The sequence below is a fragment of the Mycobacterium sp. 48b genome (assembly GCF_048282725.1).
Taxonomy (GTDB): Bacteria; Actinomycetota; Actinomycetes; order Mycobacteriales; family Mycobacteriaceae; genus Mycobacterium.
In genome coordinates this window covers 362280-383577 of record NZ_JBLVUL010000001.1, presented here as the reverse complement: position 1 = coordinate 383577, position 21298 = coordinate 362280, and the positions used below count along the sequence as shown (strand labels likewise).

Here is a 21298-nt window from a genome sequence, read left to right as displayed (position 1 = left end):
AGTTTCTGTGGGTAGGACCGTCAGCTGCGGGAGAACATCGCGAGCATGCGACGCGTCACCGCGAAGCCGCCGAAAACGTTGATACTGGCCAGCAAGATGGCGACGAAGGCCAACGAAGTGATGGCGATGTCGCCGTGGCCGATCTGCAGCAGGGCACCCACCACGATGATTCCCGAGATCGCGTTGGTCACCGACATCAGCGGCGTGTGCAGCGCATGGTGCACATTGCCGATCACGTAGTAGCCGATCACGATCGCCAGCGCGAACACGGTCAGGTGCACCTGCAACGCTGCCGGTGAGAGAGCGATCAGCGCGAACACGGCGGCCGCGGCGGCGAACGTGACGCCCAGGCGGCGCCCGGTCGACATCGGCTTCTTCTCTTCCTTGACCACCGGGGCGGCCGCGGCCGGCTGGGCGGCCGGCGCGGCGGAAACCTGCACCGGCGGCGGGGGCCAGGTGGTCTCGCCGTCGCGCACGACGGTCATCGACCGCTGCACCACGTCGTCCCAATCGAGGACGACCTTGCCGTCCTTCTCCGGGGTCAGCAGCTTGAGCAGGTTCACCAGGTTGGTGCCGTACAGCTGGGAGGCCTGGGCGGGCAGGCGGCCGGCCAGGTCGGTGTAGCCGATGATCGTTACGCCGTTGTCGGTGACGATCGCCTGGTCCTTGACGGTGCCTTCGACGTTGCCGCCGTTGGCCGCGGCCATGTCGACGATCACGCTGCCCGACTTCATCGAGGCGACCATCTCGGCGGTGATGATGCGCGGCGCGGGCCGACCCGGGATCAGCGCGGTCGTGACGATGATGTCGACGTCCTTGCACTGCTCGGCGTACAGCGCCGCCTCGCGGGCCTTGTAGTCGTCATCCATCTCCTTGGCGTAGCCGGTGGCCGACACCTCGGCGGCCTCGTTGGCCACGGACAGGTACTCGCCGCCGAGCGAGGCGACCTGATCGGCCACCTCGGGGCGCGGGTCGGTGGCCCGCACGATGGCGCCCAGGCTGCCTGCGGCACCGATCGCGGCCAGGCCGGCGACACCGGCGCCCACCACGAGGACCTTGGCCGGGGGCACCTTGCCGGCGGCAGTCACCTGGCCGGTGAAGAACCGGCCGAAGGCGTGGGCCGCCTCGACGACGGCGCGGTAGCCGGCGATGTTGGCCATCGACGACAACACGTCCAGCGACTGGGCCCGCGAGATACGCGGCACCGCGTCCATCGCCAGCACCGTGATCGGGCGGGTGGAGAGCTTCTCGACCAGTTCGGGCTTGAGCGCGGGTGAGATCAGGCTCACCAGCGTCGCTCCGTCACGCAGCTTGTCGATCTCGGCATCATCAGGTGCGTTGACCTTCAGCACGACGTCGGCATCCCATGGCGTGCCGATCTCGGCACCGGCGTCTACGTAGGCGGCATCGGAGAAGCTCGAGGCTGCGCCCGCGCCGGACTCCACGACTACTGTGTAGCCGAGCTTGATAATCTGCCCGACGGTTTGCGGTGTGGCAGCGACGCGCGTTTCCCCAGGTAGGGACTCGAGCGGTATCCCGATGTTCATCGACTCCGGTCCGATCTGTTGGTTGGACACCGAAGAGTCTCCCATTTGTGTGCTGGGCCTCGTGCGTCCCCCTCGGCGGATAAGCAGTGCGATTACCGCAGGATTCCCTACTGAATCGTTACCACCAGCCGTGGCGCTTGAACATCACGTCCAGCGATATGACGAACACCACGGTCAGCGCGGGAAAACGGATTCTTCCGGGTTGGCACCGGTTGGACTGCGGATGACGGTGAGGTTGTAGCTGTGGTCTACAGCCAGTCCCGGCGTTTGAACATCAGATACAGCAGGATCACGAGCACAACGATCAAAATGCTGCTGGCGATGAACCCGACCACGGTGTTGATCCCGGGGTACATGACGTTCTGGCCGTAGAAGCCCGTGATGGCGGTCGGCACCGCGATGATGGCGGCCCAGCCGCTGAGTTTCTTCATCACCGTGTTGAGCCGGGCATCCTGCAGGGACAGGTTGGTCTCGAACACTGTGGTGACCATGTCGCGCAGGGATTCGGTCCACTCCGAGGCCCGCAGCACGTGGTCGTAGAGGTCGGCGTAAAGCGGGTCGAGGTCTGGCGAGGTGGACGAGTCCAACCGTCGGTGCTGGATCGTGCTGACCACCTCACGCATGGGCAGCACCACCCGGCGCAGATCGACCAGGTCCTTGCGCAGCTGGAACGTGCGACGCTGGAGGCCGCGATGCGGGCCACCGTCGGCGAACAGCTCGTCCTCGAGTCCTTCGATGGCATCGTCGAGCGCCTCGACGGCCTCGAAATGCCCGTCGACCACGACGTCGAGCAGCGCATGGACCAGCGACCCGACGCCGTACCGCTGTCCACCGAGGTCATCGAAGCGCCGCGACACCTCGCTGATGTCGAACTCGGTGGCCTCTCCGTTGAAGCTGGGTAGCCGGACGGTGATCAGGCCTCGCGGCAGGACGAATGCCGAGATGCGATGTTTGATCAACAGGGACGTGTCGGGCGTCGCGTCCGCCGTAGGCTCCCGGGTGTCGACGGCGTACACGGTGAAGAATGTATGTGTCTGGTACACCGAGGTTTTCGTGCGTTCCTTGGGTGCGACGGCGTCCTCGACGGCCCACATGTTGAGTCCGAGCTCGGTGGCCAACTCACGCAGTGCCTCGTGGTCGGGGTCGTAGATGTCGGCCCATACCAAGGTGTCCTCGTCGGCCAGGCACTCCGAGATGTCCGAGAACCTGAAGCCGCCATCGACCGGCTGACCGGCGCGCCAGACCCGGCCCTGCACCTGTCTCATGAAGCGGCCACCATCGGCAGCAGGTAGGTGCGCACGTAGTCGCGGGTGTCTTCCAGGCTGGTCAGTTTGATGCCGCTATGCGGAGTGACGATGAACGACAACGTAAGTCGGGTGTGCAGCTCGGCGACCGTGCGGAGGTGACGTTCCTGCGCCGGGGTCGTTTCGGTGGTCCCGTAGAGATCGGTGCGCAGGTGCGCGACGGAGTACTCGGTCGCGAAATCGATGATGGCGCCCCCGTCGACGGTGAGGCTGGGCAGGATCGTCTCGGGTTCGGTGCGTAGGAGTTTTTTGAGCAGCGCATGCTCGCGCAGGAACGTCACCGTGAAGACGGTTTCGTAGACCATGCGGTCTTCCAGGGTTTCGGCGTGTGCCCGGGCTTGCGCACTGCCGTCGAGATAACGCCGTGCCTCGGAGAGCACCACCGCGTCGATCAACACGTCCTTGGTGGGGAAGCGCCGGTACAGCGTTGCCCGCCCGACGCCGCTGCGCCGCGCGACGTCTTCCATGGTGGTGCGCCGAATGCCGACCAGCTCGGCTTGTTCCAGCGTCGCGCTCAAGATGCGCGCGGTGATCTCGTCAGGGTCGCGCACACGCGCCAGTACCGCGGGATCCGGTTCGGCGAGTCGCCGCACGAAGTCCGCTGTTCGCGTGGAAGTCACGAAATCCCTCCTTGCCCGTGCGTCCTGATGGCCGTAGCCTAACCATCGAGACTAGAGAGACAAAGATCGTCTCTCTGTCTCAGAGTCTCACGGTAGTTGTCCGGGCCGACGAGGGAGGGCGTTATGAGCATCGGATTGTGGACCCGCTGGATGGCGCTGCATGCCGTACCGAAGGCGTTCATGTCGTTTCAGGGCCGGGTGGGTAATCCGATGGGTGCGCTGATCTCCAGCCACGGCAAGGGCATCGACCCGTATCCGCTGATGGAGCAGATCCGTCGCCGCGGGCCACTGGTGAAAACCCCGTTCGTCTGGGTGACCGTGGACCACGAGGTTGCTCGGGAAATTCTGCGGGACAAGCGATTCGGCGTCACCGCACCCACCGGGATGGGAATGCCCAAACCGGTCCAGCAGGTGCTGGACCTGACCGATCCGAAAGTGGCCAATCCGGTGGAGCCGCCCGCGATGGTCATCGTCGACCCGCCCGCGCACACGCAGTACCGGCAGCTGGTCGCGCAGAGTTTCACCCCGCGTGCGATCGACAAGCTCGACGCCAGGGTGGCCGAGGTGACTGCGGAACTCGTCGAACGGCTCGCCGGAGCCCCCCGACCCGATCTGATCGCGGACTTCGCCGCCGTACTTCCGGTTGCCATGATCGCCGAGATCCTCGGCCTGTCCGGCGAATCCCATGCGCAACTACTGGACTGGGGTCATGACGGGGCGCCGCTGCTCGATGTCGGGATCCCCTGGCGGACCTACCGCCGTGGCATCGACGGCATGCGTGGACTCGGCGGATTCCTCGCCGACCACTTCGACAAGGTCCGCGCCGGGGCCGCGGAGGACAACCCGTTCACCAAGATGGCCGCCGACCACACGCTCACCGACCACGAACTCTCCGCCAACGCAGCGCTTCTCATCGGTGCTGGATTCGAGACCACCGTCAACCTCATCGGGAACGGGATCGTGCTGTTGCAGCAACACCCCGATCAACTCGCCCTGCTGCGTGACAATCCGGACCTGTGGCCCGCCGCGGTGGAAGAGATCCTGCGTATCGAAAGCCCGGTGCAGATGACCGCGCGCACGGCACAGCAGGACGTCGAGATCGCCGGGCAGCGCCTGTCGGCCGGAACCATGGTCGCGGTGTTGATGGGCGGTGCCAACCGGGACCCGCGGGTGTTCCGCGATCCGACGCGGTTCGACATCACCCGCTCCAACGTCCGCGACCATCTGGCGTTCGCCTCGGGCATCCATGTCTGCCTGGGTGCGGCGCTGGCCCGAATCGAAGGGGCCACCGCCCTGCGGGCGCTGTTCGAGGCCTATCCCGACCTGCGGCTGACCGAGACTCCCCGCCCACGGGGGCTGGTCAATCTGCACGGATATGTGGAGCTGCCTGCCCTGCTGGGGACCAGGCGCACCGAGCCGGCCGGTCTGGTCTGCTGAGCTCGGTACTCTCGGTGGGGACCTGCCAGATCTTGAACGCGAGGCCCACACTCCCATGACGGATTCCCCACTCGACGGACTGATGGCGCGTGTCGGCGGTGTCAGCGGCATGGTCTATTCGGCGCTCCCGGTAACCGTGTACGCGACGGTCTCGGCGCTCTCGGGGCGGGTGCCCGCGATCATCGCCGCACTGGTGACGGCGGCCGTGGTGCTCGGCTGGCAGCTGCTGCGCCGCGAATCGGTCCGGCCCGCGCTGTGGGGATTCGTCGGGGTGGCGGCCTGCGCACTACTGGCCCTGGTCACCGGTCAGGCCAAGGACTTCTACCTGCCGGGCATCTGGATGTCGCTGGCCTCCGCCATCGTGATGACCGCCTCGATCCTGGTTCGGCGTCCGCTCGTCGGCGTCATCTGGGCGTGGGCCACCGGTCGCGACAACACCTGGCGCCAGGTCCCCGGGGTGCGGCTGGTCTTCAACATCGTCACCGCGATCTTGGCGACCGTGTCCTGGTCGCGGTTCCTGGTGCAGAACTACCTCTACGACACGGGTCAGGACGGCCTGCTCGCGGTGGCTCGGCTGGCGATGGGCTGGCCGTTGTTCGTCGTGACCACAACGCTGGTGCTGCTCAGTGCCCGGTATGCCATCCGGGCGCTGCCACGCTCGGCAACCTGAGCGGCAAATAAACTCACCTCGATTTCAGACCTTCACCGCACCCGCGGTCGCCGGTACCAATACCCGGGTGAACGGAACACTGCCCGGTTGCTGTTGTCGCTGAAGCCCATCGCCACCCCCTGCCTTCAGCAACAGAAAGCTGCCCACAGTGTCTGTGTTCGTCGACATCGTTCCCCCGGAGGCCGAAACGGCTCCGCCACGCCCTGCCGCGCCGTCGGGCCGATGGCGTGCCCTGCTCACCAAATCAGCACTGCCGCTGCTGTCGGTCGTCGTGTTCTTCGCGGTGTGGCAGGCAGTGGCCTGGGCCGGCATCTGGAATCAGACGTTCGTGCCCAACCCGTCGACGGTCTGGCGCGCGTTCATCGACGTCTCCACCACCCATGACGGGGCCCGCGGTTACGCCGGATACCTGCTCTACGAGCACCTCTACATGACGCTGCGCCGCGTGCTTGCCGGTGTCGTCATCGGCGTGGTGGCCGGCGTCCTCCTGGGTCTGCTGATGGGCTCGGTGGGATGGCTGCGCAGCGTGCTGGAGCCCTGGCTGACCTTCCTGCGCGCGCTGCCGCCACTGGCCTACTTCTTCCTGCTGGTGATCTGGCTAGGCATCGACGAGGCGCCCAAGATCACCCTGCTCGCCCTTGCCGCGCTGCCGCCGGCCGCGGTGGCGACAACGGCGGCCGTCGTCGCGGCACCCGTCGGGTTGCAGGAGGCGGCCCGGGCACTGGGAGCGTCGCGGGCACAGGTCATCCGCGACGTCGTCGTGCCCTCGGCGCTGCCGGAAACCTTCACCGGCATCCGGCTCGCGGTGGGCATGGCGTACTCGTCGGTGGTGGCCGCCGAACTGTTCAACGGCATCCCCGGGATCGGCGGATTGGTCAAGGACGCAAGCAATTACAACAACACACCGGTCGTGCTGGTCGGGATCTTCGCCATCGGGATCTCGGGTCTGGTGATCGACGGAGGTTTGCGGGCCGTCGAACGACGGGCCGTCCCCTGGAGAGGAAAGATTTGACGTCCTCACGGGTGTTTCCCGAGATTTCAATCGCATCCATCGGGTTAGGCCGAAGGAGTGACGAATTGAGGTTCACGGTTCGCAGACCGCCTACTGGCGAGGTCTCCCCGTGCTGTCACCGCCCGTCCGGCGATGTTGCGTGCAGCGTTGACGTCGGCGTTGCAGCGGCCGGAATTGCAGGCTTCGCATTCGAAGACCGCTTGGCTCTTGCGGTTTCCGGGTGCGACGTGCCCACATGCGGAGCAACGTTGCGACGTATACATTGCGGACACTCGTTCGAGGCGACCAAACACCTTGTGCTGCAGACGTTTAGTCAGCATTCCCCAGGCGCTTCGATTGATTTCGCGGTTAAGTCCACGCTTGTGGGATACACGAGTGCCAGGTCGGTCGAGGGTTCCGCGCGCGGAGCGCGTCATGGCTCGTACATGGAGAGCCTCGACTTTGATCACCTCGAATCGCCGCGCGAGGTCAGTGGTGGTCTTCTCGACCCAATCTTTTCTCCGATCGACTTCGCGAGCTCTCAGCTTTGCAATCGCACGCTTGGTTCTCGCGCGACGTTTCGAGCCACGTTGGCAGCGCGCCAGCTGTTGCTGCAGTTTCTTCAACCGTCTCGACTCTCCCAGGGTGAGCCGCGGCGCGTGCAGAAGCTCGCCGGTGGACAGTGCGGCCGAGACGACGACGCCACGGTCAATGCCGACCACACTGCTGTCTTTCGGTCCCGCGATCGAGTCGGGGATGTGGGCGAACGCGATATGCCAGCGTCCCGAACGATCACGGGTAACCCGGTACGACTTGACGCCGCGTGGCACCGGACGCGAGAGACGAAACCGAACCCAACCAACCTTAGGTACCCAGACTCGGCCAAATTTGCGGCTCAGTTTCTCAATGTGGTGCGGCCGCACTGCAATCTGCCGAAATCCTTCGTACACACTGGCCTTACGCCAGGTCGGACGCCCGTGCGTACCGCCGAAGAAACTCTTCATTGCCTGTGCAAAATCCCGCAACGCCTGCTGCTGCACCGTCTGACTCCCGGCTCGAAGCCACTCAAACTCAGCACGCGCTTCCGTCAACTGTGCCGATTGGGCGATATATCCGGGAGCCTTTCGGCCCCGTTGCCAATGCCGCTGTTGCTCGACTGCCAGGTTCCACACGTACCGCGCGTCCCTGCAGTGAGCCAGCAGAACCCCCTCCTGCTCAGGGCTGGGCAACAACCGGAACCGCGACATAACCGCACGCTAGCCGTCGCCACCGACATTTCCGCCCGAGCGCTCCCATTGCCCAGCGACGGGGCCATGCTCCCGGACCGCCGACCACGTTTTCCAACCGGAAGGACAGCATCTTGAGATTCAAAGGCGTACTAGCTGCATTTGCGATAACGGCGGTGGCCGTGTCCGGCTGCGCGGTGGACCACTCCGGGGAGAACTCCCAGAAGCCCACCATTCGCCTTGGTTACCAGTCCTTTCCGAGCGGGGACCTGATCGTCAAGAACAACAAGTGGCTCGAAGAGGCGCTGCCGGACTACAACATCAAGTGGACCAAGTTCGACTCCGGGGCCGACGTGAACACCGCGTTCATCGCCAAGGAACTGGACTTCGGCGCCCTGGGGTCGAGCCCTGTGGCCCGCGGTTTGTCGGCGCCGCTGAACATTCCGTACAAGGTGGCCTTCGTGCTCGATGTCGCCGGTGACAACGAGGCCCTGGTGGCCCGTGACGGCGCGGGTGTCAACACCATCGCCGACCTGCGCGGCAAGCGGGTCGCCACCCCGTTCGCGTCCACCGCGCATTACAGTCTGCTGGCCGCACTGGCGCAGAACGGACTGTCTGCCAAGGATGTTCAGTTGATCGACCTGCAGCCGCAGGCCATTCTGGCGGCCTGGGAGCGCGGAGACATCGCCGCGGCCTACAGCTGGCTGCCCACGCTGGACCAGCTCCGCAAGACCGGCAAGGACCTGATCACCAGCAGGCAGCTGGCCAAGGACGGCAAGCCCACGCTGGACCTCGCCGCGGTGTCCGACGACTTCTCCGCCGCTCATCCCGAGGTGGTCGACATCTGGCGTCAGCAGCAGGCCCGCGCCCTGAACGTCATCAAGGACGACCCGCAGGCCGCGGCCAAGGCGATCGCGGCCGAGGTCGGGCTCAGCCCGGAAGATGTTGCCGGACAACTCAAGCAGGGTGTCTACCTGACGCCGGCCCAGGTGGCCTCGCCCGAGTGGCTGGGTAGTGACGGCACACCGGGCAACATCGCCGCCAACCTGCAGAGCGCATCGCAGTTCCTGGCAGATCAGAAGCAGATCCCCGAGGCTGCGCCGTTGGACACCTTCAAGAACGCCATCTACACGAAGGGGTTGCCGGATGTCATCGCCAAGCAGTGACGCCTCCGGCGCGCTGAAGATCAAGAACGTCGCCCACCGCTACGGGCGCGGCTCCGAGGAGGTGACCGCGCTGGGGCCGGTGGATCTCGACGTCGATCCCGGCTCGTTCCTGGTCCTGGTCGGGGCGTCGGGATGCGGCAAGAGCACCCTGCTGCGGCTGATCGCCGGCTTCGAGACGCCGTCGGAGGGCGAGGTCGAGGTATCCGGCGCCCGCCCGACGCCCGGGGTCACCTCCGGCGTGGTGTTCCAGCAGCCGCGGCTGTTCCCGTGGCGCACCGTCGGCGGCAACGTGGACCTGGCGCTCAAGTACGCCGACGTGCCTCGTGAGCGACGCGCCGAGCGACGCGAGGAACTGTTGGAACGCGTCGGCCTGGAGGGCACCGCCAAACGCAGGATCTGGGAGATCAGCGGCGGGCAGCAGCAGCGCGTCGCGATCGCGCGGGCGCTGGCCGCCGAGACCCCGTTGTTCCTGTTGGACGAGCCGTTCGCGGCGCTCGATGCGCTGACCCGCGAACGGTTGCAGGAGGATGTCCGCCAGGTGAGCGCGGAATCCGGTCGGACAACGGTTTTCGTGACGCACAGCGCCGACGAGGCCGCATTCCTCGGGTCACGGATCGTCGTGCTGACGCGACGACCCGGGAAGATCGCGCTGGACCTGCCGGTCGAACTGCCCCGGGCCGGCGTCGACGCGCACGAACTGCGTCGCTCGCCGGAGTACCTCAAGTTGCGGACGGACGTGAGTGAGGCCGTCAAGCTCGCCGCGGCCTAGCCGCGAATTGAGCCCCGCGGCCTAGCCGCGAATTGAGCCCCGCGGCCTGATCCCGCCGCGAAACTGACGCCAGGGTCGTAAACCTTCGCGGTCAACGACCTTGGCGTCACTTTTGGCGGAGCCGCTTCGAACACGTCGCGGTCAGACGACCACCACCATCTTCCCGCCGGCGGCGCCTGACTCCATGACCTCATGCGCTTCGCGGATCTGGTCGAACCTGAAGACCCGCGACGGCGCGGCGTCCAGCACGCCGTCGGCGACCTGACGGGCGATGTCGCCCAACGGCACGTCGGACAGCGGGAACCCGGGTGTGCCGAACACGAAGCTGCCGAAGAACGTCAGGTTGACGCCGCTGGCCATCCGCAGCAGCGGGTTGAAGTCGGGGATCGGGTCGAGCCCACCCAACCAGCCTGCCAGGCAGGCGGTCCCGCCGCGCCGCAGCATGTCCAGGGAGTCCAGGATCGTGCTGTTGCCGACCAGGTCGAGCACCGCGTCGACCTCTCCGGACTCGGCGAGGTGGGCGCTCAGGTCGGGCACTTCCTTCTCTGCGCGGGCGACACCGAGACCTTCCAGCAGCGCGAATCGTTCGGCGCTGCGAGTGGTGGCGATGACCCTGGCCCCCGCGTTGACGGCGAGTTTGACCGCGGCCTGGCCGAATGACGATGTCGCACCGCGGATCACCAGGGTCTGGCCGGGCTGCAGGTTGATGTTGCGGAACAGGCAGGTCCAGGCCGTCGCATAAGTCTCGGGCAGGGCGGCCAGTTGGTCCCACGGCAGCTCTGCCTCGATCAGCGCCACGTTCGCGGCACGTACCCGGGTGTACTCGGCGTAGCTGCCGTTGATGGTGCGACCCAGACCGCCCATGAGTGCGGCGACCTTGGCGCCGACCGGGAATTCGCCTCCGGGACACGAATCGACGATGCCGACGCATTCGATGCCGCTGACCGGTGCGGCTTCCGCCCACTCGCCGCGGCGCATGTGCATCTCGGCGTGGTTGATGCCGAAGCCCTTGATCTTGATGACCACTTCGCCGACCTTCGGCTCGGGCTTGGGAATGTCGGAATACACCAGATGGTCGAGCCCGCCGAAGCCGTCGAGAACGATGGCGCGCATTGTGCTCATGATTGTTCCTCCAGAATGTGGCTGAGTTGTACGAGGTCTGATGCGATGACGTTGGGTTGGGGCACATCAGGAGCCCGCAACACGGCGTTGCCGGGGCGGGTGATGAGTGCCCCGCTGAATCCGGCGGCCTGGGCGCCCAGGGTGTCCCACATGTGGGCGGCGACCATCATGCAGTCCGAGGGCGCCACCCCAAGGTGGTCGGCGACGCCGGTGTACAGCGTCGGCGCCGGCTTGAAGACGCGTTGGGTGCCGACCGTGAACTGGTGCTCGAAGAAGCCCGCCAGCCCGGCGTGATCCAGGGGCGTGGGTTCGTCGCCGTGTGGCGAATTCGTCAGGGTGACAAGACGATAGCCGCCGTCGTGGAGTCGGTGCAGACCCTCGGCGACATCGTCGTGTGCCGGCATGGTGCGCATGCCGTGGGCGAGCGCGATGAGATCGTCCTCGGCGAGATCCACGTGGTGGATGTCGGCGGTCATCCGCAGTACGGCCTGACCGAGAGTGAAGAAGTCGCTGTATCGCCCCGACACCGTGATGGCCATCGAATACATCACGAGTTGGCCGAACCACTCACGCAGCACCTGAGGGTCGCCGAACATTCGCTCGAAATGTGGTCGCAGGGAATCGATGTCGATCAGTGTCTCGTTGACGTCGAACACCAGCACCCCTGGCCTCATCAGGCGACCCGGCGCTGCAGGAAGCCGTCGATCAGGCGCGCGACCTCGTCGACGTGCGTCTCCAGCAGGAAGTGTCCGCCGTCGAGCAGGTGGATCTCGGCGTCCGCCGCATCCTTGGCGAAGGCCCGGGCACCGTCAGGACCGAAGATCGGGTCACCTTCGCCCCACACGGCAAGCACGGGAACCTCGCTGGTGCGCAGGTATTCGTGCAGCGACGGGTACAGCGGAGCATTCGTGGCGTAATCCCGGAACAGTTTGAGCTGCACCAGATCATTGCCCGGCCGCGAGACCATCGCCGCGTCGTGCACCCAGGTGTCCGGGTTGACCAGGCTTTCGTCGGCGACCCCCGTCAGGTACTGCCACTTGATGCCGTCGAAGCTCAGTGCGGTCCGCACTCCCGCCTCGGTCTGTGGGTTCTGGTCGCGCTGGTAGGCCCACACCCCGGTCCAGAAGCTCTCGACGAAACCTTCGTCGTAGCCGTTGCCGTTCTGGCTGACGATCGCGGTGATGGCTTCCGGATGCCGCAGGGCCAGTCGCCAGCCGATCGGGGCGCCGTAGTCCTGGACGTAGATCGCGTACCGGGACACCCCGATCTGGGTCAGCAGTCCCTCGGTGAGGTCGGCCAGTGCGTCGAAGGTGTAGTCGAATTCGTCTGCCGCCGGGGCATCGGAGTGGCCGTAGCCAAGGTGGTCGGGCGCGATGACGTGGTAGCGCTCGGCCAGCCGGGGGATGAGGTCGCGGAACATGTACGAGCTCGTCGGGAAGCCGTGCAGCAGGACGATCGCCGGTGCGTCAGGTGCTCCGGCCTCGCGGTAGAACAGGCGCTGCCCGTCGACGGTGGCGTAGCGATGGTGAACGGTCATGACTAACTCCTATAACTAGTTTTAGTGGTTAGTGACATCTAACGCCCGTCGGCATAACCTGTCAATAGATATTTGGAGGTTAGATATGAAGCTCATGGAGGTTGGCCTGCCGGACGAGTCGCTGCTGCTCGACCTCCTCAACACCACGCCGGTGGTGGAGGGAATGCAATACGACGTGCTGAAGGAACGGACCGCCGCGCGGGCCTGGTTGCGTGAGCACGGGGCGACCGAAGCCGAACTGGCAGACCTGGTCGCAGCCCGGAACGTGCTTCAGGCTGTGGTGCGCGGGACCGAGACGGCGGTCGCGCTCCAGCCGTTCATCGAGGAGGCGGTGCTACGGGCACGCGCCACGCCGGAAGGATTGAGCTGGCACATCGATGCCGACGACGCGCGGCACGGGGCACTGCGGGCCATCCTGGCGTGGGATGCGCTACGGGTCGGGAGCCCGGGGCGGCTACGCGCGTGTGGGAATCCGGACTGCCGGTTGTTCCTGGTCGATCGCAGCAAGCCGAACACCGCTCGCTGGTGTTCGATGGCTACCTGCGGAAATCGCATGAAGGCGCGCCGGCATCACCAGCGTGCCAGGACTGCGGAGAGTGGCGAACAGTCCTGATTACACCGGGGGATAGGCGGGCGGCGGGTAGACGCCGCGCAGACCCCAGGCCAGCCACGGAAAGAAGAAGTCGCTCTCGTCGCTGAGGTCGTAGTCAGGATTCGGATCCATGCCCGGAGTCTAGACGCAGTAGGCAAGGGGGGAACAGGGCCGCGAAGAGAATTGCCTACACTCTTCAACCATCTAGTTGATTGATTTCCTGGGCAAGGTCCGGGCGATGCTGATAGTGAGTGTGCTATGTCATCCGATGCAGAGGGCGGCCGGGGCCGCGGAGGCGCGGCTGCCAACGGGACGTCCCGCCGCGACGAGCTGCTGACCGTCGCGGCCAAACTGTTCGCTGCCCGCGGCTATCACGGCACCCGGATGGACGACGTCGCCGAGGCTGTCGGACTGAACAAGGCCACGGTCTATCACTACTACTCCAGTAAGTCGCTGATCCTCTACGACATCTACAAGGGCACCGCCGACTTCACCGTCGAGGCGCTGCACGATGACCCGACCGCCTCGGCGCGGGAGACCATCTACAACTTCACCCGGCGGCTGATGGTCGGTATCGCCAACGACCTGGAGCGGGCCGCGGTGTACTTCCAGGAGGGCCCGTACATCGCGGAGTGGTTCACCGAGGAGCAGGTGGCCTACATCCGGCGGGCCGAGACACAGGTCTACGAGCATGTCCGCGACGTGATCGACCGTGGCATCGCCAGCGGTGAGTTCTACGACTGCGACTCCCATGTTCTGGCTCTGGGCTACATCGGCATGACGCTCGGCTCCTACCGCTGGCTGCGGCCGCACGGCCGACGGAGTGCCCAGGAGATCGCCGTCGAGTTCAGCACGGCGCTGCTCCGCGGGCTGATCCGCGACGAGGCAGTCCGCACCGAATCCCCGCTCGGTGTCGAGATCGAAGAGAAGGCCTAGAGCATGACCGATCTGTTCCGACTGGACGGCAAGGTCGCCGTCGTCACCGGAGGCGGCCGCGGCATCGGCCTGATGATGGCCCGTGGCCTGCTGCAGGCCGGGGCGTCGGTGTACATCTCGAGCCGCAAGGAACCTGAACTCAACGCGGCGGTGGAGGCGTTGTCCCCGCTCGGGCAGGTGTCCGCGGTACCTGCTGATCTCGGGACCGCCGAAGGGGTCGCCGCGCTCACCGCGGCCGTCACCGGGCGCGAGGACGCGATCCACGCACTGTTCAACAACGCGGGCGCAGCCTGGGGCGCACCGTACGAAGAGTTCCCGGAGTCCGGGTTCGACAAGGTCTACGACGTCAACGTCAAAGGCGTGTTCCTGCTGACCCGCGCGCTGACCCCATTGCTGAATGCCGCTGCCACCGAAGAGGATCCGGCCCGTGTCATCAACACCGGCAGCATCGACGGCATCGTCGCGCCGGAGAAGGGCCGGGACAACTTCTCCTACAGCGCCAGCAAAGCGGCCGTGCACATGCTGACCCGCCACCTCGCCGGTGAACTGGCCCCGCGAATTCTGGTCAACGCGATCGCCCCGGGCCTGTTCGAATCCCGCATGACCAAGGAGATGCTGCGCGCCGGCTCGGAAGAGGTAGGTGCCGTTCTTCCCTTGGGTCGCATCGGGCAGCCCGACGACATCGCCGGCATCTCGGTGTTCCTGGCCAGCCGGGCCAGCGCCTACATCACCGGCGCGGTCATCCCTGTCGACGGCGGCGTGAGCACCATCAGGTGACGGGCAGGGTGAACCAGCCCCAGGCCAAGAAGGCGAACACCCCGAGATAGAGCACGTCGCCGGCCATGTAGAGCCACTCGCTGCGGCGGAATCTGGTCGTCGCCGCACCGGCCATGAAAAGCGCCAGGCCGCAGGCGGCCACCGGGGTGAGCACCGGTGCGATACCCGTCGCGACGGGTAGCACCAGGCCGATCGCGCCGACCAGCTTGATGGTCCCGATCGCCTTGAGGTGACCGTCACCGAACTCGTCGACCCAGTGCTGGGTGCTGCCCATCGCCCGGTATCGCTCCCGCGACATCAAGAGCATGGTGGTCCCGCCCGCGGCGTAGGCCGCAGCGGCGACGATGGTGATGATCCAGAGGGTGATGTGCATTCCTCGCTCCGTTTCGTGGTTACGTCGAGCCCCGCCGGCTCGTCACCCTTATGACGGATCCGCGCGACGAGAGGTAACCGATGACGCCCGAGGGATCACTGGCGCAGACATTCGAAGAACAGCGCCCGCGGCTGCTCGCGGTCGCCCACCGGGTCCTCGGATCCCAGGCGGACGCCGAGGACGCCGTCCAGGAAGCGTGGCTACGCCTGTCCCGCCAGGACGCGGACTCGATCGACAACGTCGCCGGGTGGCTGACCACCGTGGTGGGCCGGATCTGTATCGACACGCTGCGGTCGCGCAGCAGTCGCGACCAGGTGACCACAACCGCCGACCTTCCCGAACTGGTCATCACCGAAGACGTCGACTCCCCGGAGGACGCCGCGGTCCTCGCGGACTCGGTCGGCCTGGCGATGCTCGTCGTGCTCGGATCGCTGCGCCCGGACGAGCGTCTCGCCTTCGTCCTGCACGACATGTTCGCGGTGCCGTTCGCCGAGATCGGGCAGATCCTCGACAGGTCGAGCGACGCGGCCAAGATGCTGGCCAGCCGTGCGCGCCGGAAGGTGCAGGACGTGCCGCCGCCCACCGGGGATCGCCGCCGGAAACAGCAGCAGCGTGAGGTCGTCGACGCCTTCCTGACCGCGGCCAGGGAGGGCGATTTCGACGCACTTCTGCGCGTGCTGGATCCCGACGTCAGCTGGCAGCGGTACACCTCCGCCGGAGTGACCGGCGGAACCGGATCGGATGCCGTCGTCGCCGCGGTCCGCCGGGGCCAGGGGACCCGCGTCATCGCCCGGAGGGTGTCGGTCAACGGTGAGCCGGGGATCCTGGCGTGGGGACCGAAGGGACGTCCGCTCGGCGTCATGGCGTGCTCTGTCGAAGGGGGCCGGCTGGTCGGGATCGTGTCGATCGTCGACCCGGCACGGCTGGCCCGGATGTCGCTGCCCCGGCCGCCCGCCGACGATTAACCTGGCCGCATGAAGTCGACCATCCTGTCCCGGCGCGACCTGGACTTTTTGCTCTACGAATGGCTCGACGTCGAAAAGCTCACGAAGCTGGACCGGTTCACCGAGCACTCCCGCGAAACCTTCGACGGGGTGCTTGTCCTGTGCGAACAACTCGCGACCCGCTACTTCGCGCCGCACAACAAGCTCAGCGATGCGAATGAGCCCACGTTCGACGGGCAGACCGTCACCCTGATCCCCGACGTGAAAGAGGCCTGGGACGCGTTCGCGGCGGCCGACCTGATCGCGATGGGTTTCGACGACGAGCTCGGTGGTGCGCAACTGCCGGTCACCGTCGCGCAGGCAGCGTTCGCCTGGATCGCTGCGGCGAACGTGTCGACGTCGGGTTATCTGATGCTCACCATCGCCAACGCCAACCTGCTGGCGCGTTTCGGCTCGGCCGAGCAGATCGAGCGGTTCGTCAAACCCATGCTGGCCGGCCGGTTCTCGGGAACCATGGCGTTGTCGGAGACCCAGGCCGGATCGTCCCTGGCCGATATCACCACGCGTGCCGAACCGCAGCCTGACGGCAGCTATCGGGTGTTCGGGTCGAAGATGTGGATCTCGGGCGCCGAGCACGAGATGACCGAGAACATCGTCAACCTGGTGCTGGCCAAGATTCCCGGCGGGCCGGCCGGAACCAAGGGCATTTCCCTGTTCATCGTGCCCAAGTACCTGGACGACGGAAGCCGCAACGGCGTGGCCATCTCCGGGCTCAATCACAAGATGGGGCAACGCGGTATCACCAACACCGTGCTCAACTTCGACGGTGCGGTCGGCTACCTGGTCGGGGAGCCGCACCGGGGCATCGTCTACATGTTCCACATGATGAACGAGGCCCGCCTCGGCGTCGGGATGGGTGCGGTTGCGCTGGGGTACACCGGCTACCTCAAGTCGCTGGAGTACGCACGCGAGCGTCCGCAGGGCAGGCCGCTGGGCGTCAAGGACCCGTCGACGCCACAGGTGCCCATCATCGAGCATGCCGATGTCAAGCGAATGCTTCTGGCGCAGAAGGCCTATGTCGAGGGCGGGCTGGCGCTGGCGCTCTATTGCGCCAAGCTGGTGGATACGGGGTCCGCCGATGACACCGCCGTGCTCGACATCCTCACCCCGGTCGCCAAGAGCTGGCCGTCGCAATGGTGTGTGGAGGCCAACAGCCTGGCCATCCAGGTTCACGGCGGCTACGGCTACACCCGCGAGTACGACGTCGAGCAGCACTACCGCGACAACCGGCTCAACCCCATCCACGAGGGCACCCACGGTATTCAGAGCCTGGACCTGTTGGGCCGCAAGGTGACCCAGAACGCCGGCGCCGGCCTGGCGGCATTGGGTGAGCGGATCGGGGCAGCCGTCTCGCAGGCCAAGGGCGCGGCTCCTGAGTTGGGCGCTCAGCTGGACGAGTCCTGGCAGCGGCTGGTCGCGGTCACCGGCGCGATGTTCGCCTCCGGCGACGTCGAGACCGCGATGGCCAACAGCGCGGTGTATCTCGAGGCGTTCGGGCACATCGTGGTGGCGTGGATCTGGCTGGAGCAGTTCCTGGCCACCGAAGACCGGACCGGGGATTTCTACGACGGTAAGCGGCAGGCCGCGCGGTACTTCTTCCGCTACGAACTGCCCAAGACCGCACCGCAATTGGATCTGCTGGAGAGCCTGGACCGCACCACGCTGGAAATGCGCGACAGCTGGTTCTAACCGAACTCGATGATCTGCCGCACGGCTCGCCCCTCGGCGAGGGCGTCCATGCCGGTGTTGATCTCGTCGAGGGTGATCGTGTCGGACACCAGGGATTCCACCGGCAGCCGGCCGGCCCGCCAGAGTTCGACGAATCGCGGGATGTCGCGGGCCGGCACAGCCGAGCCCAGGTAGCTGCCGATCAGCGACCGGCCCTCGGCCACGAAACCCAACGGCGACACAGAGATTCGGGCATCCGGACGGGGCAGGCCGACGGTGATCGTCCGCCCGCCCGGCCCGGTGATCGCGATCGAGGTCTCCAGTGCGGCGGGGTGGCCTGCGGCTTCGATCACCACGTCGGCCTTGAGGTCAGCGGCCTGCTCGGGGGTGTAGGCCTCGTGCACGCCGAGCTCGCGGGCCCGGGCCAGCTTGTCGGGCAGCTGGTCCACGCCGATGACGCGGACACCGTCATGGGCCAGTGCGGTCAGGGCGGCGGCCATGCCGACGCCTCCCAGGCCGACCACTGCCACGGTCTGGCCTGGCCGCGGCGTGCCCACGTTGAGCACCGCGCCGCCACCGGTGAGCACCGCACAACCCAACAGCGAGGCCACCGTGGCGGGGACGTCACCGGGGACGGGCACGACCGACCGGCGGTCGACGACGGCATAGGTGGCGAACCCGGATACCCCGAGGTGGTGGAACACCGGCCGGCCGTCGCGGGTCAGCCGGATGTCGCCGTTCATCAACGTGCCCGCGCCGTTGGCGGCCGATCCGGGACCGCACGGTGTCAGCCCGTCGGTGGCACACGCGGTGCACTCCCCGCAGCGCGGCAGGAACGTCATCACCACTCGTTGGCCCACCGGCAGATCGGTGTCTCCCGCTTCGACGATTCCGGCGGCTTCATGCCCCAGCAGCATCGGGACCGGGCGTACCCGATTGCCGTCGACCACAGACAGATCGGAGTGGCACAGCCCCGCGGCCTCGATGCGCACCAGCAGTTCGCCCGGACCGGGTTCGGCGAGGTCGAGGTCGCTGACCCGGATGGGTCGGGACTCGGCGTACGGGCGGGACAGGCCGATGTGCTCGAGGACGGCTCCGCGGATCTCCATGGTGACCAGCCTGTCAGACTTCCGGAATGACCGACGGAGCCGAATTGACCCGCGCGGACTTTCCGCTGCACTGGCCGGTGCTGACCCGATGGACGGACAACGACATGTTCGGCCACCTCAACAACGCGGTGTATTACGAGCTGTTCGACACCGCGATCAACGCCTGGATCAACACCAACTGCGACGTCGATCCGGTCAACGCCCCGTGGCTGGGTGTGGTCGCCGAGTCCGGATGCCGCTACTTCGCCGAGCTGAAGTTCCCCGACCCGTTGGTCGTCGGTCTGGCGGTGGCCCGCTTGGGGAACAGCAGCGTCACCTACCGGCTCGGATTGTTCGAGCCGGATGGGCCGGTCGCGGCGGTCGGCCATTGGGTACATGTCTATGTCGATCGGACCTCGCGACGTCCGGTACCGATTCCCGACGTGATCCGCGATCTGCTGCAGTCGATATGCTCGCCGGATGCCACTCGTGAGCAAGACCGTCGAGGTTGATGCCCCTGCCGAGAAGATCATGGCGATCGTCGGCGATTTCGAGGCCTATCCGCAGTGGAACCCCGAGATCAAGGGCTGCTGGATCCTGGCCCGCTACGACGACGGCCGGCCCAGCCAGCTGCGTATGGACGTCGAGATCCAGGGTCAGTCCGGCACCTTCATCAACGCGGTCTACTACCCCGCCGAGAACCAGATCTACACCGTGCTGCAGCAGGGCGACCACTTCACCAAGCAGGAGCAGCGCTTCTCCGTCGTTCCGCTGGGCCCGGACAACACGCTGCTTCAGGTCGATCTCGAGGTCGAGGTCAAGCTGCCGATCCCGGCCATGATGGTCAAGAAGCTCATCGGCGACACCCTGGATCACCTGGCCAATGCCCTCGTCGGCAGGGTGCAGCAGCTGTCGGCCTAGGCCGCGCGGTCGGCCGCTGCCGCCCGCAACTCCAGCACGCGGTTGCGGATGCGGTACTCGGTGGCCCGTGGCATCTCGGCTGGGCGATATCGGCCGTGCCTGACCCGATAGACCCGGCCGTGGTTCATCTCCCATCGCAGGGCGTCGGAGATCGCCTTCGACGGGCGCCCGCCGGTCGTGAACCCCTGATCCTCGAGGGCGTCCACCAGATCGGCGACCGATTGTGGGCCGTGCTGCAGTAGCTGCATGGTGAGCACGTAACGGAGGTTGGTGCCCCGCAGTAGGAGTTTGTCCGCCATGGCGTCACGGTGCCAGCAGGGTATGACAGTCCCCCCGTTCGCCGATTTCGGGCGGATACCCGATGTGCCCGGCAGCGAGCGACAATCCAGCGACAATCGCCACTTCGGCATCATACGCCTCGTCAAACCCGTTGTCGCTGAACGTTTTTGCCACTACCGCACCTCTGGCATCGCGTGCCTCAGTTGTTCAATGCCCGACTAACAGCGACTCTGTCGCTGATAGTCGGGCAACCCGAAAAGCGTTACGCATGGGGTTGGCTTTGCCTGGAGTGACGCGAGTATGGATGGCATCTGTGACCGGAGATGCCAACGGTGTGCCTGAGGCGATTGTCGCTCGATTGTCGCTGACAGCCGGGCAGGTCGGACATCGATTTCGCGACACGACACACCGGCAAAGCCGCGCCGACGCGCCGACGCGGGCACCGGCGCCGGATGCCTGACACCCTGGAGCTGAGCACTCAGCCGTCAGTCCCACATCCCGATGTCGTTCAACCGCGCGATCAGCCGCTGGGCGGCGTCGGTGAACTGGTTGGCGTTGAGCTCGACCGCGGCCTCCGAATCGCGTCGGCGCAGCGCCTCGATCAGCAACCGGTGATTCTCGACGGCCTCGGAGCCCCACTTCGGATCGGTCGAATAGATCAGGGCGGGCAGGTACCGCGCGACGTGCAGCAGGAACCAGGCCAGCTTGATCCGGCCGCTGGCGTGGTTGAAGGCCCGGTGGAAGGTGAACTCGGCTGACGAGATCGCCACGGGGTCCTGCTCCTCGACCGCCGCCGCGAGCTCGGCGTTGAGCTGCTCCAGCTCGTCGATCTGGGCCGAGGTGATGCGGGCGGTGGCGGTGGCGGCCAGCTTGCGCGCGATGGTGGCCTGCAGCCAGAAGATGTCCTCGACGTCGGCCCGGGTCAGGGGCACGACGACGTGTCCGCGGTTCGGCTCCAACTGCACCATGCCCTCGCCGCGCAGGGTGCGCAGCGCCTCCCGCACCGGAGTGATGCTCACCCCGAGTGCCGCGGCGGTCTCGTCGAGCCGGATGAAGGTCCCGGGCCTCAGCACCCCGGTCATGATCTCGGCTCGCAGTTGCGCGGCAACCTCGTCGGAAAGTTGCTCGCGCCGTCCTCCGCGACGGCGTTGCACGGCCGTTCTGGCAGGTGCATTCACGCGAATCCGGTCGCCTTTCTGGTGGGCTTGTCGCCGAGGCGCCGAGGCCATAGTGTGACCGGGGCAACCCCATGTTTGATCAAATATAAAATT

Annotated in this window: 25 protein-coding genes; 12 read left to right on the top strand and 13 right to left on the bottom strand. The window is 66.4% G+C overall.

From position 1 onward, the window contains the following. Nucleotides 1–20 precede the first annotated feature (20 nt). From ACNQR1_RS01820 to ACNQR1_RS01810, 3 genes are all read right to left on the bottom strand, one after another. On the bottom strand, nt 21–1547 hold the full coding sequence (locus ACNQR1_RS01820; RefSeq protein WP_418050239.1) for a Re/Si-specific NAD(P)(+) transhydrogenase subunit alpha: 1527 nt from the start codon (nt 1545–1547) through the stop codon (nt 21–23). Between the two features lie 248 nt (nt 1548–1795). Further along, the gene (locus tag ACNQR1_RS01815; protein ID WP_418043623.1) at nt 1796–2812 is read right to left on the bottom strand and encodes a magnesium transporter CorA family protein; all 1017 of its coding nucleotides are present in this window, start codon (nt 2810–2812) and stop codon (nt 1796–1798) included. Then, nucleotides 2809–3471: a helix-turn-helix domain-containing protein gene (locus tag ACNQR1_RS01810; RefSeq protein ID WP_418043621.1), complete on the bottom strand. Its 663-nt coding sequence runs from the start codon at nt 3469–3471 to the stop codon at nt 2809–2811. Before ACNQR1_RS01810 ends, ACNQR1_RS01815 begins: the two co-directional genes overlap by 4 nt. 123 nt (nt 3472–3594) lie before the next feature. Between ACNQR1_RS01810 and ACNQR1_RS01805 the strand changes: the two genes are divergently transcribed. From ACNQR1_RS01805 to ACNQR1_RS01795, 3 genes are all read left to right on the top strand, one after another. Beyond that, nucleotides 3595–4908: a cytochrome P450 gene (locus tag ACNQR1_RS01805; protein ID WP_418043619.1), complete on the top strand. Its 1314-nt coding sequence runs from the start codon at nt 3595–3597 to the stop codon at nt 4906–4908. 55 nt (nt 4909–4963) lie between these two features. Continuing rightward, nucleotides 4964–5578 (top strand): DUF3159 domain-containing protein, encoded by a 615-nt coding sequence (locus ACNQR1_RS01800; RefSeq protein ID WP_418043618.1) that lies wholly within the window; start codon nt 4964–4966, stop codon nt 5576–5578. Between the two features lie 148 nt (nt 5579–5726). Beyond that, on the top strand, nt 5727–6590 hold the full coding sequence (locus ACNQR1_RS01795) for an ABC transporter permease (RefSeq protein ID WP_418043616.1): 864 nt from the start codon (nt 5727–5729) through the stop codon (nt 6588–6590). Between the two features lie 44 nt (nt 6591–6634). Here the strand turns inward: ACNQR1_RS01795 and ACNQR1_RS01790 are convergent, their stop codons facing one another. After that, nucleotides 6635–7816: an RNA-guided endonuclease InsQ/TnpB family protein gene (locus ACNQR1_RS01790; RefSeq protein WP_418043614.1), complete on the bottom strand. Its 1182-nt coding sequence runs from the start codon at nt 7814–7816 to the stop codon at nt 6635–6637. A gap of 113 nt (nt 7817–7929) precedes the next feature. On the opposite strand from ACNQR1_RS01790, the gene ACNQR1_RS01785 reads away from it, so the two are divergent. Together ACNQR1_RS01785 and ACNQR1_RS01780 are read left to right on the top strand one after the other, a co-directional pair. Next, nucleotides 7930–8961, top strand: coding sequence for a glycine betaine ABC transporter substrate-binding protein (locus ACNQR1_RS01785; RefSeq protein WP_418043612.1), 1032 nt, complete (start codon nt 7930–7932; stop codon nt 8959–8961). Continuing rightward, nucleotides 8942–9730 (top strand): ABC transporter ATP-binding protein, encoded by a 789-nt coding sequence (locus ACNQR1_RS01780; protein WP_418043610.1) that lies wholly within the window; start codon nt 8942–8944, stop codon nt 9728–9730. The genes ACNQR1_RS01785 and ACNQR1_RS01780 overlap by 20 nt, the downstream gene beginning before the upstream one ends. 141 nt (nt 9731–9871) lie before the next feature. Here the strand turns inward: ACNQR1_RS01780 and ACNQR1_RS01775 are convergent, their stop codons facing one another. Genes ACNQR1_RS01775 through ACNQR1_RS01765 form a run of 3 tightly spaced genes read right to left on the bottom strand, consistent with a single transcriptional unit; the run spans nt 9872 to nt 12389 of the window. After that, nucleotides 9872–10852, bottom strand: a complete 981-nt coding sequence (locus ACNQR1_RS01775) for a zinc-binding alcohol dehydrogenase family protein (RefSeq protein ID WP_418043608.1) — start codon at nt 10850–10852, stop codon at nt 9872–9874. After that, nucleotides 10849–11526, bottom strand: coding sequence for a haloacid dehalogenase type II (locus ACNQR1_RS01770; RefSeq protein ID WP_418043606.1), 678 nt, complete (start codon nt 11524–11526; stop codon nt 10849–10851). The genes ACNQR1_RS01775 and ACNQR1_RS01770 overlap by 4 nt, the downstream gene beginning before the upstream one ends. After that, nucleotides 11526–12389: an alpha/beta fold hydrolase gene (locus tag ACNQR1_RS01765; RefSeq protein ID WP_418043604.1), complete on the bottom strand. Its 864-nt coding sequence runs from the start codon at nt 12387–12389 to the stop codon at nt 11526–11528. The genes ACNQR1_RS01770 and ACNQR1_RS01765 overlap by 1 nt, the downstream gene beginning before the upstream one ends. 85 nt (nt 12390–12474) lie before the next feature. On the opposite strand from ACNQR1_RS01765, the gene ACNQR1_RS01760 reads away from it, so the two are divergent. Beyond that, complete coding sequence (locus tag ACNQR1_RS01760; RefSeq protein ID WP_418043602.1) at nt 12475–13002, top strand: CGNR zinc finger domain-containing protein; 528 nt, start codon at nt 12475–12477, stop codon at nt 13000–13002. Here the strand turns inward: ACNQR1_RS01760 and ACNQR1_RS01755 are convergent, their stop codons facing one another. Continuing rightward, nucleotides 13003–13113, bottom strand: coding sequence for a hypothetical protein (locus tag ACNQR1_RS01755; protein ID WP_003883225.1), 111 nt, complete (start codon nt 13111–13113; stop codon nt 13003–13005). Nucleotides 13114–13239: 126 nt separating this feature from the next. Between ACNQR1_RS01755 and ACNQR1_RS01750 the strand changes: the two genes are divergently transcribed. Both ACNQR1_RS01750 and ACNQR1_RS01745 read left to right on the top strand, forming a co-directional pair. Then, entirely contained in the window at nt 13240–13917 is a 678-nt protein-coding gene (locus ACNQR1_RS01750; protein ID WP_418043600.1) for a TetR/AcrR family transcriptional regulator, read from the top strand. A 3-nt stretch (nt 13918–13920) separates the two neighbouring features. Continuing rightward, nucleotides 13921–14694, top strand: a complete 774-nt coding sequence (locus tag ACNQR1_RS01745; protein ID WP_418043598.1) for an SDR family oxidoreductase — start codon at nt 13921–13923, stop codon at nt 14692–14694. Here ACNQR1_RS01745 and ACNQR1_RS01740 read toward each other — a convergent pair. Beyond that, entirely contained in the window at nt 14687–15067 is a 381-nt protein-coding gene (locus tag ACNQR1_RS01740; RefSeq protein WP_418043596.1) for a DoxX family protein, read from the bottom strand. The genes ACNQR1_RS01745 and ACNQR1_RS01740 overlap by 8 nt on opposite strands. 80 nt (nt 15068–15147) lie before the next feature. Between ACNQR1_RS01740 and ACNQR1_RS01735 the strand changes: the two genes are divergently transcribed. Together ACNQR1_RS01735 and ACNQR1_RS01730 are read left to right on the top strand one after the other, a co-directional pair. Next, nucleotides 15148–16032, top strand: coding sequence for a sigma-70 family RNA polymerase sigma factor (locus tag ACNQR1_RS01735; RefSeq protein WP_418043594.1), 885 nt, complete (start codon nt 15148–15150; stop codon nt 16030–16032). Between the two features lie 9 nt (nt 16033–16041). Further along, on the top strand, nt 16042–17760 hold the full coding sequence (locus ACNQR1_RS01730) for an acyl-CoA dehydrogenase (protein ID WP_418043592.1): 1719 nt from the start codon (nt 16042–16044) through the stop codon (nt 17758–17760). On the opposite strand, the gene ACNQR1_RS01725 is transcribed toward ACNQR1_RS01730, so the two are convergent. Beyond that, on the bottom strand, nt 17757–18848 hold the full coding sequence (locus ACNQR1_RS01725; protein ID WP_418043590.1) for an alcohol dehydrogenase catalytic domain-containing protein: 1092 nt from the start codon (nt 18846–18848) through the stop codon (nt 17757–17759). The genes ACNQR1_RS01730 and ACNQR1_RS01725 overlap by 4 nt on opposite strands. A gap of 26 nt (nt 18849–18874) precedes the next feature. On the opposite strand from ACNQR1_RS01725, the gene ACNQR1_RS01720 reads away from it, so the two are divergent. Further along, nucleotides 18875–19339 (top strand): acyl-CoA thioesterase, encoded by a 465-nt coding sequence (locus ACNQR1_RS01720; protein WP_418043588.1) that lies wholly within the window; start codon nt 18875–18877, stop codon nt 19337–19339. Beyond that, nucleotides 19308–19748 carry an SRPBCC family protein gene (locus tag ACNQR1_RS01715; protein WP_418043586.1) on the top strand — a complete coding sequence of 147 codons (441 nt, stop codon included), beginning with the start codon at nt 19308–19310 and terminating at the stop codon, nt 19746–19748. Before ACNQR1_RS01720 ends, ACNQR1_RS01715 begins: the two co-directional genes overlap by 32 nt. Here the strand turns inward: ACNQR1_RS01715 and ACNQR1_RS01710 are convergent. The 3 genes from ACNQR1_RS01710 to ACNQR1_RS01700 form a co-directional block, all read right to left on the bottom strand. Then, entirely contained in the window at nt 19745–20047 is a 303-nt protein-coding gene (locus ACNQR1_RS01710; protein ID WP_418043584.1) for a hypothetical protein, read from the bottom strand. The genes ACNQR1_RS01715 and ACNQR1_RS01710 overlap by 4 nt on opposite strands. A 4-nt stretch (nt 20048–20051) precedes the next feature. Further along, entirely contained in the window at nt 20052–20201 is a 150-nt protein-coding gene (locus ACNQR1_RS01705; protein ID WP_418043582.1) for a hypothetical protein, read from the bottom strand. A 311-nt stretch (nt 20202–20512) separates the two neighbouring features. After that, on the bottom strand, nt 20513–21205 hold the full coding sequence (locus ACNQR1_RS01700) for a GntR family transcriptional regulator (RefSeq protein WP_418043580.1): 693 nt from the start codon (nt 21203–21205) through the stop codon (nt 20513–20515). Between the last annotated feature and the right edge of the window lie 93 nt (nt 21206–21298).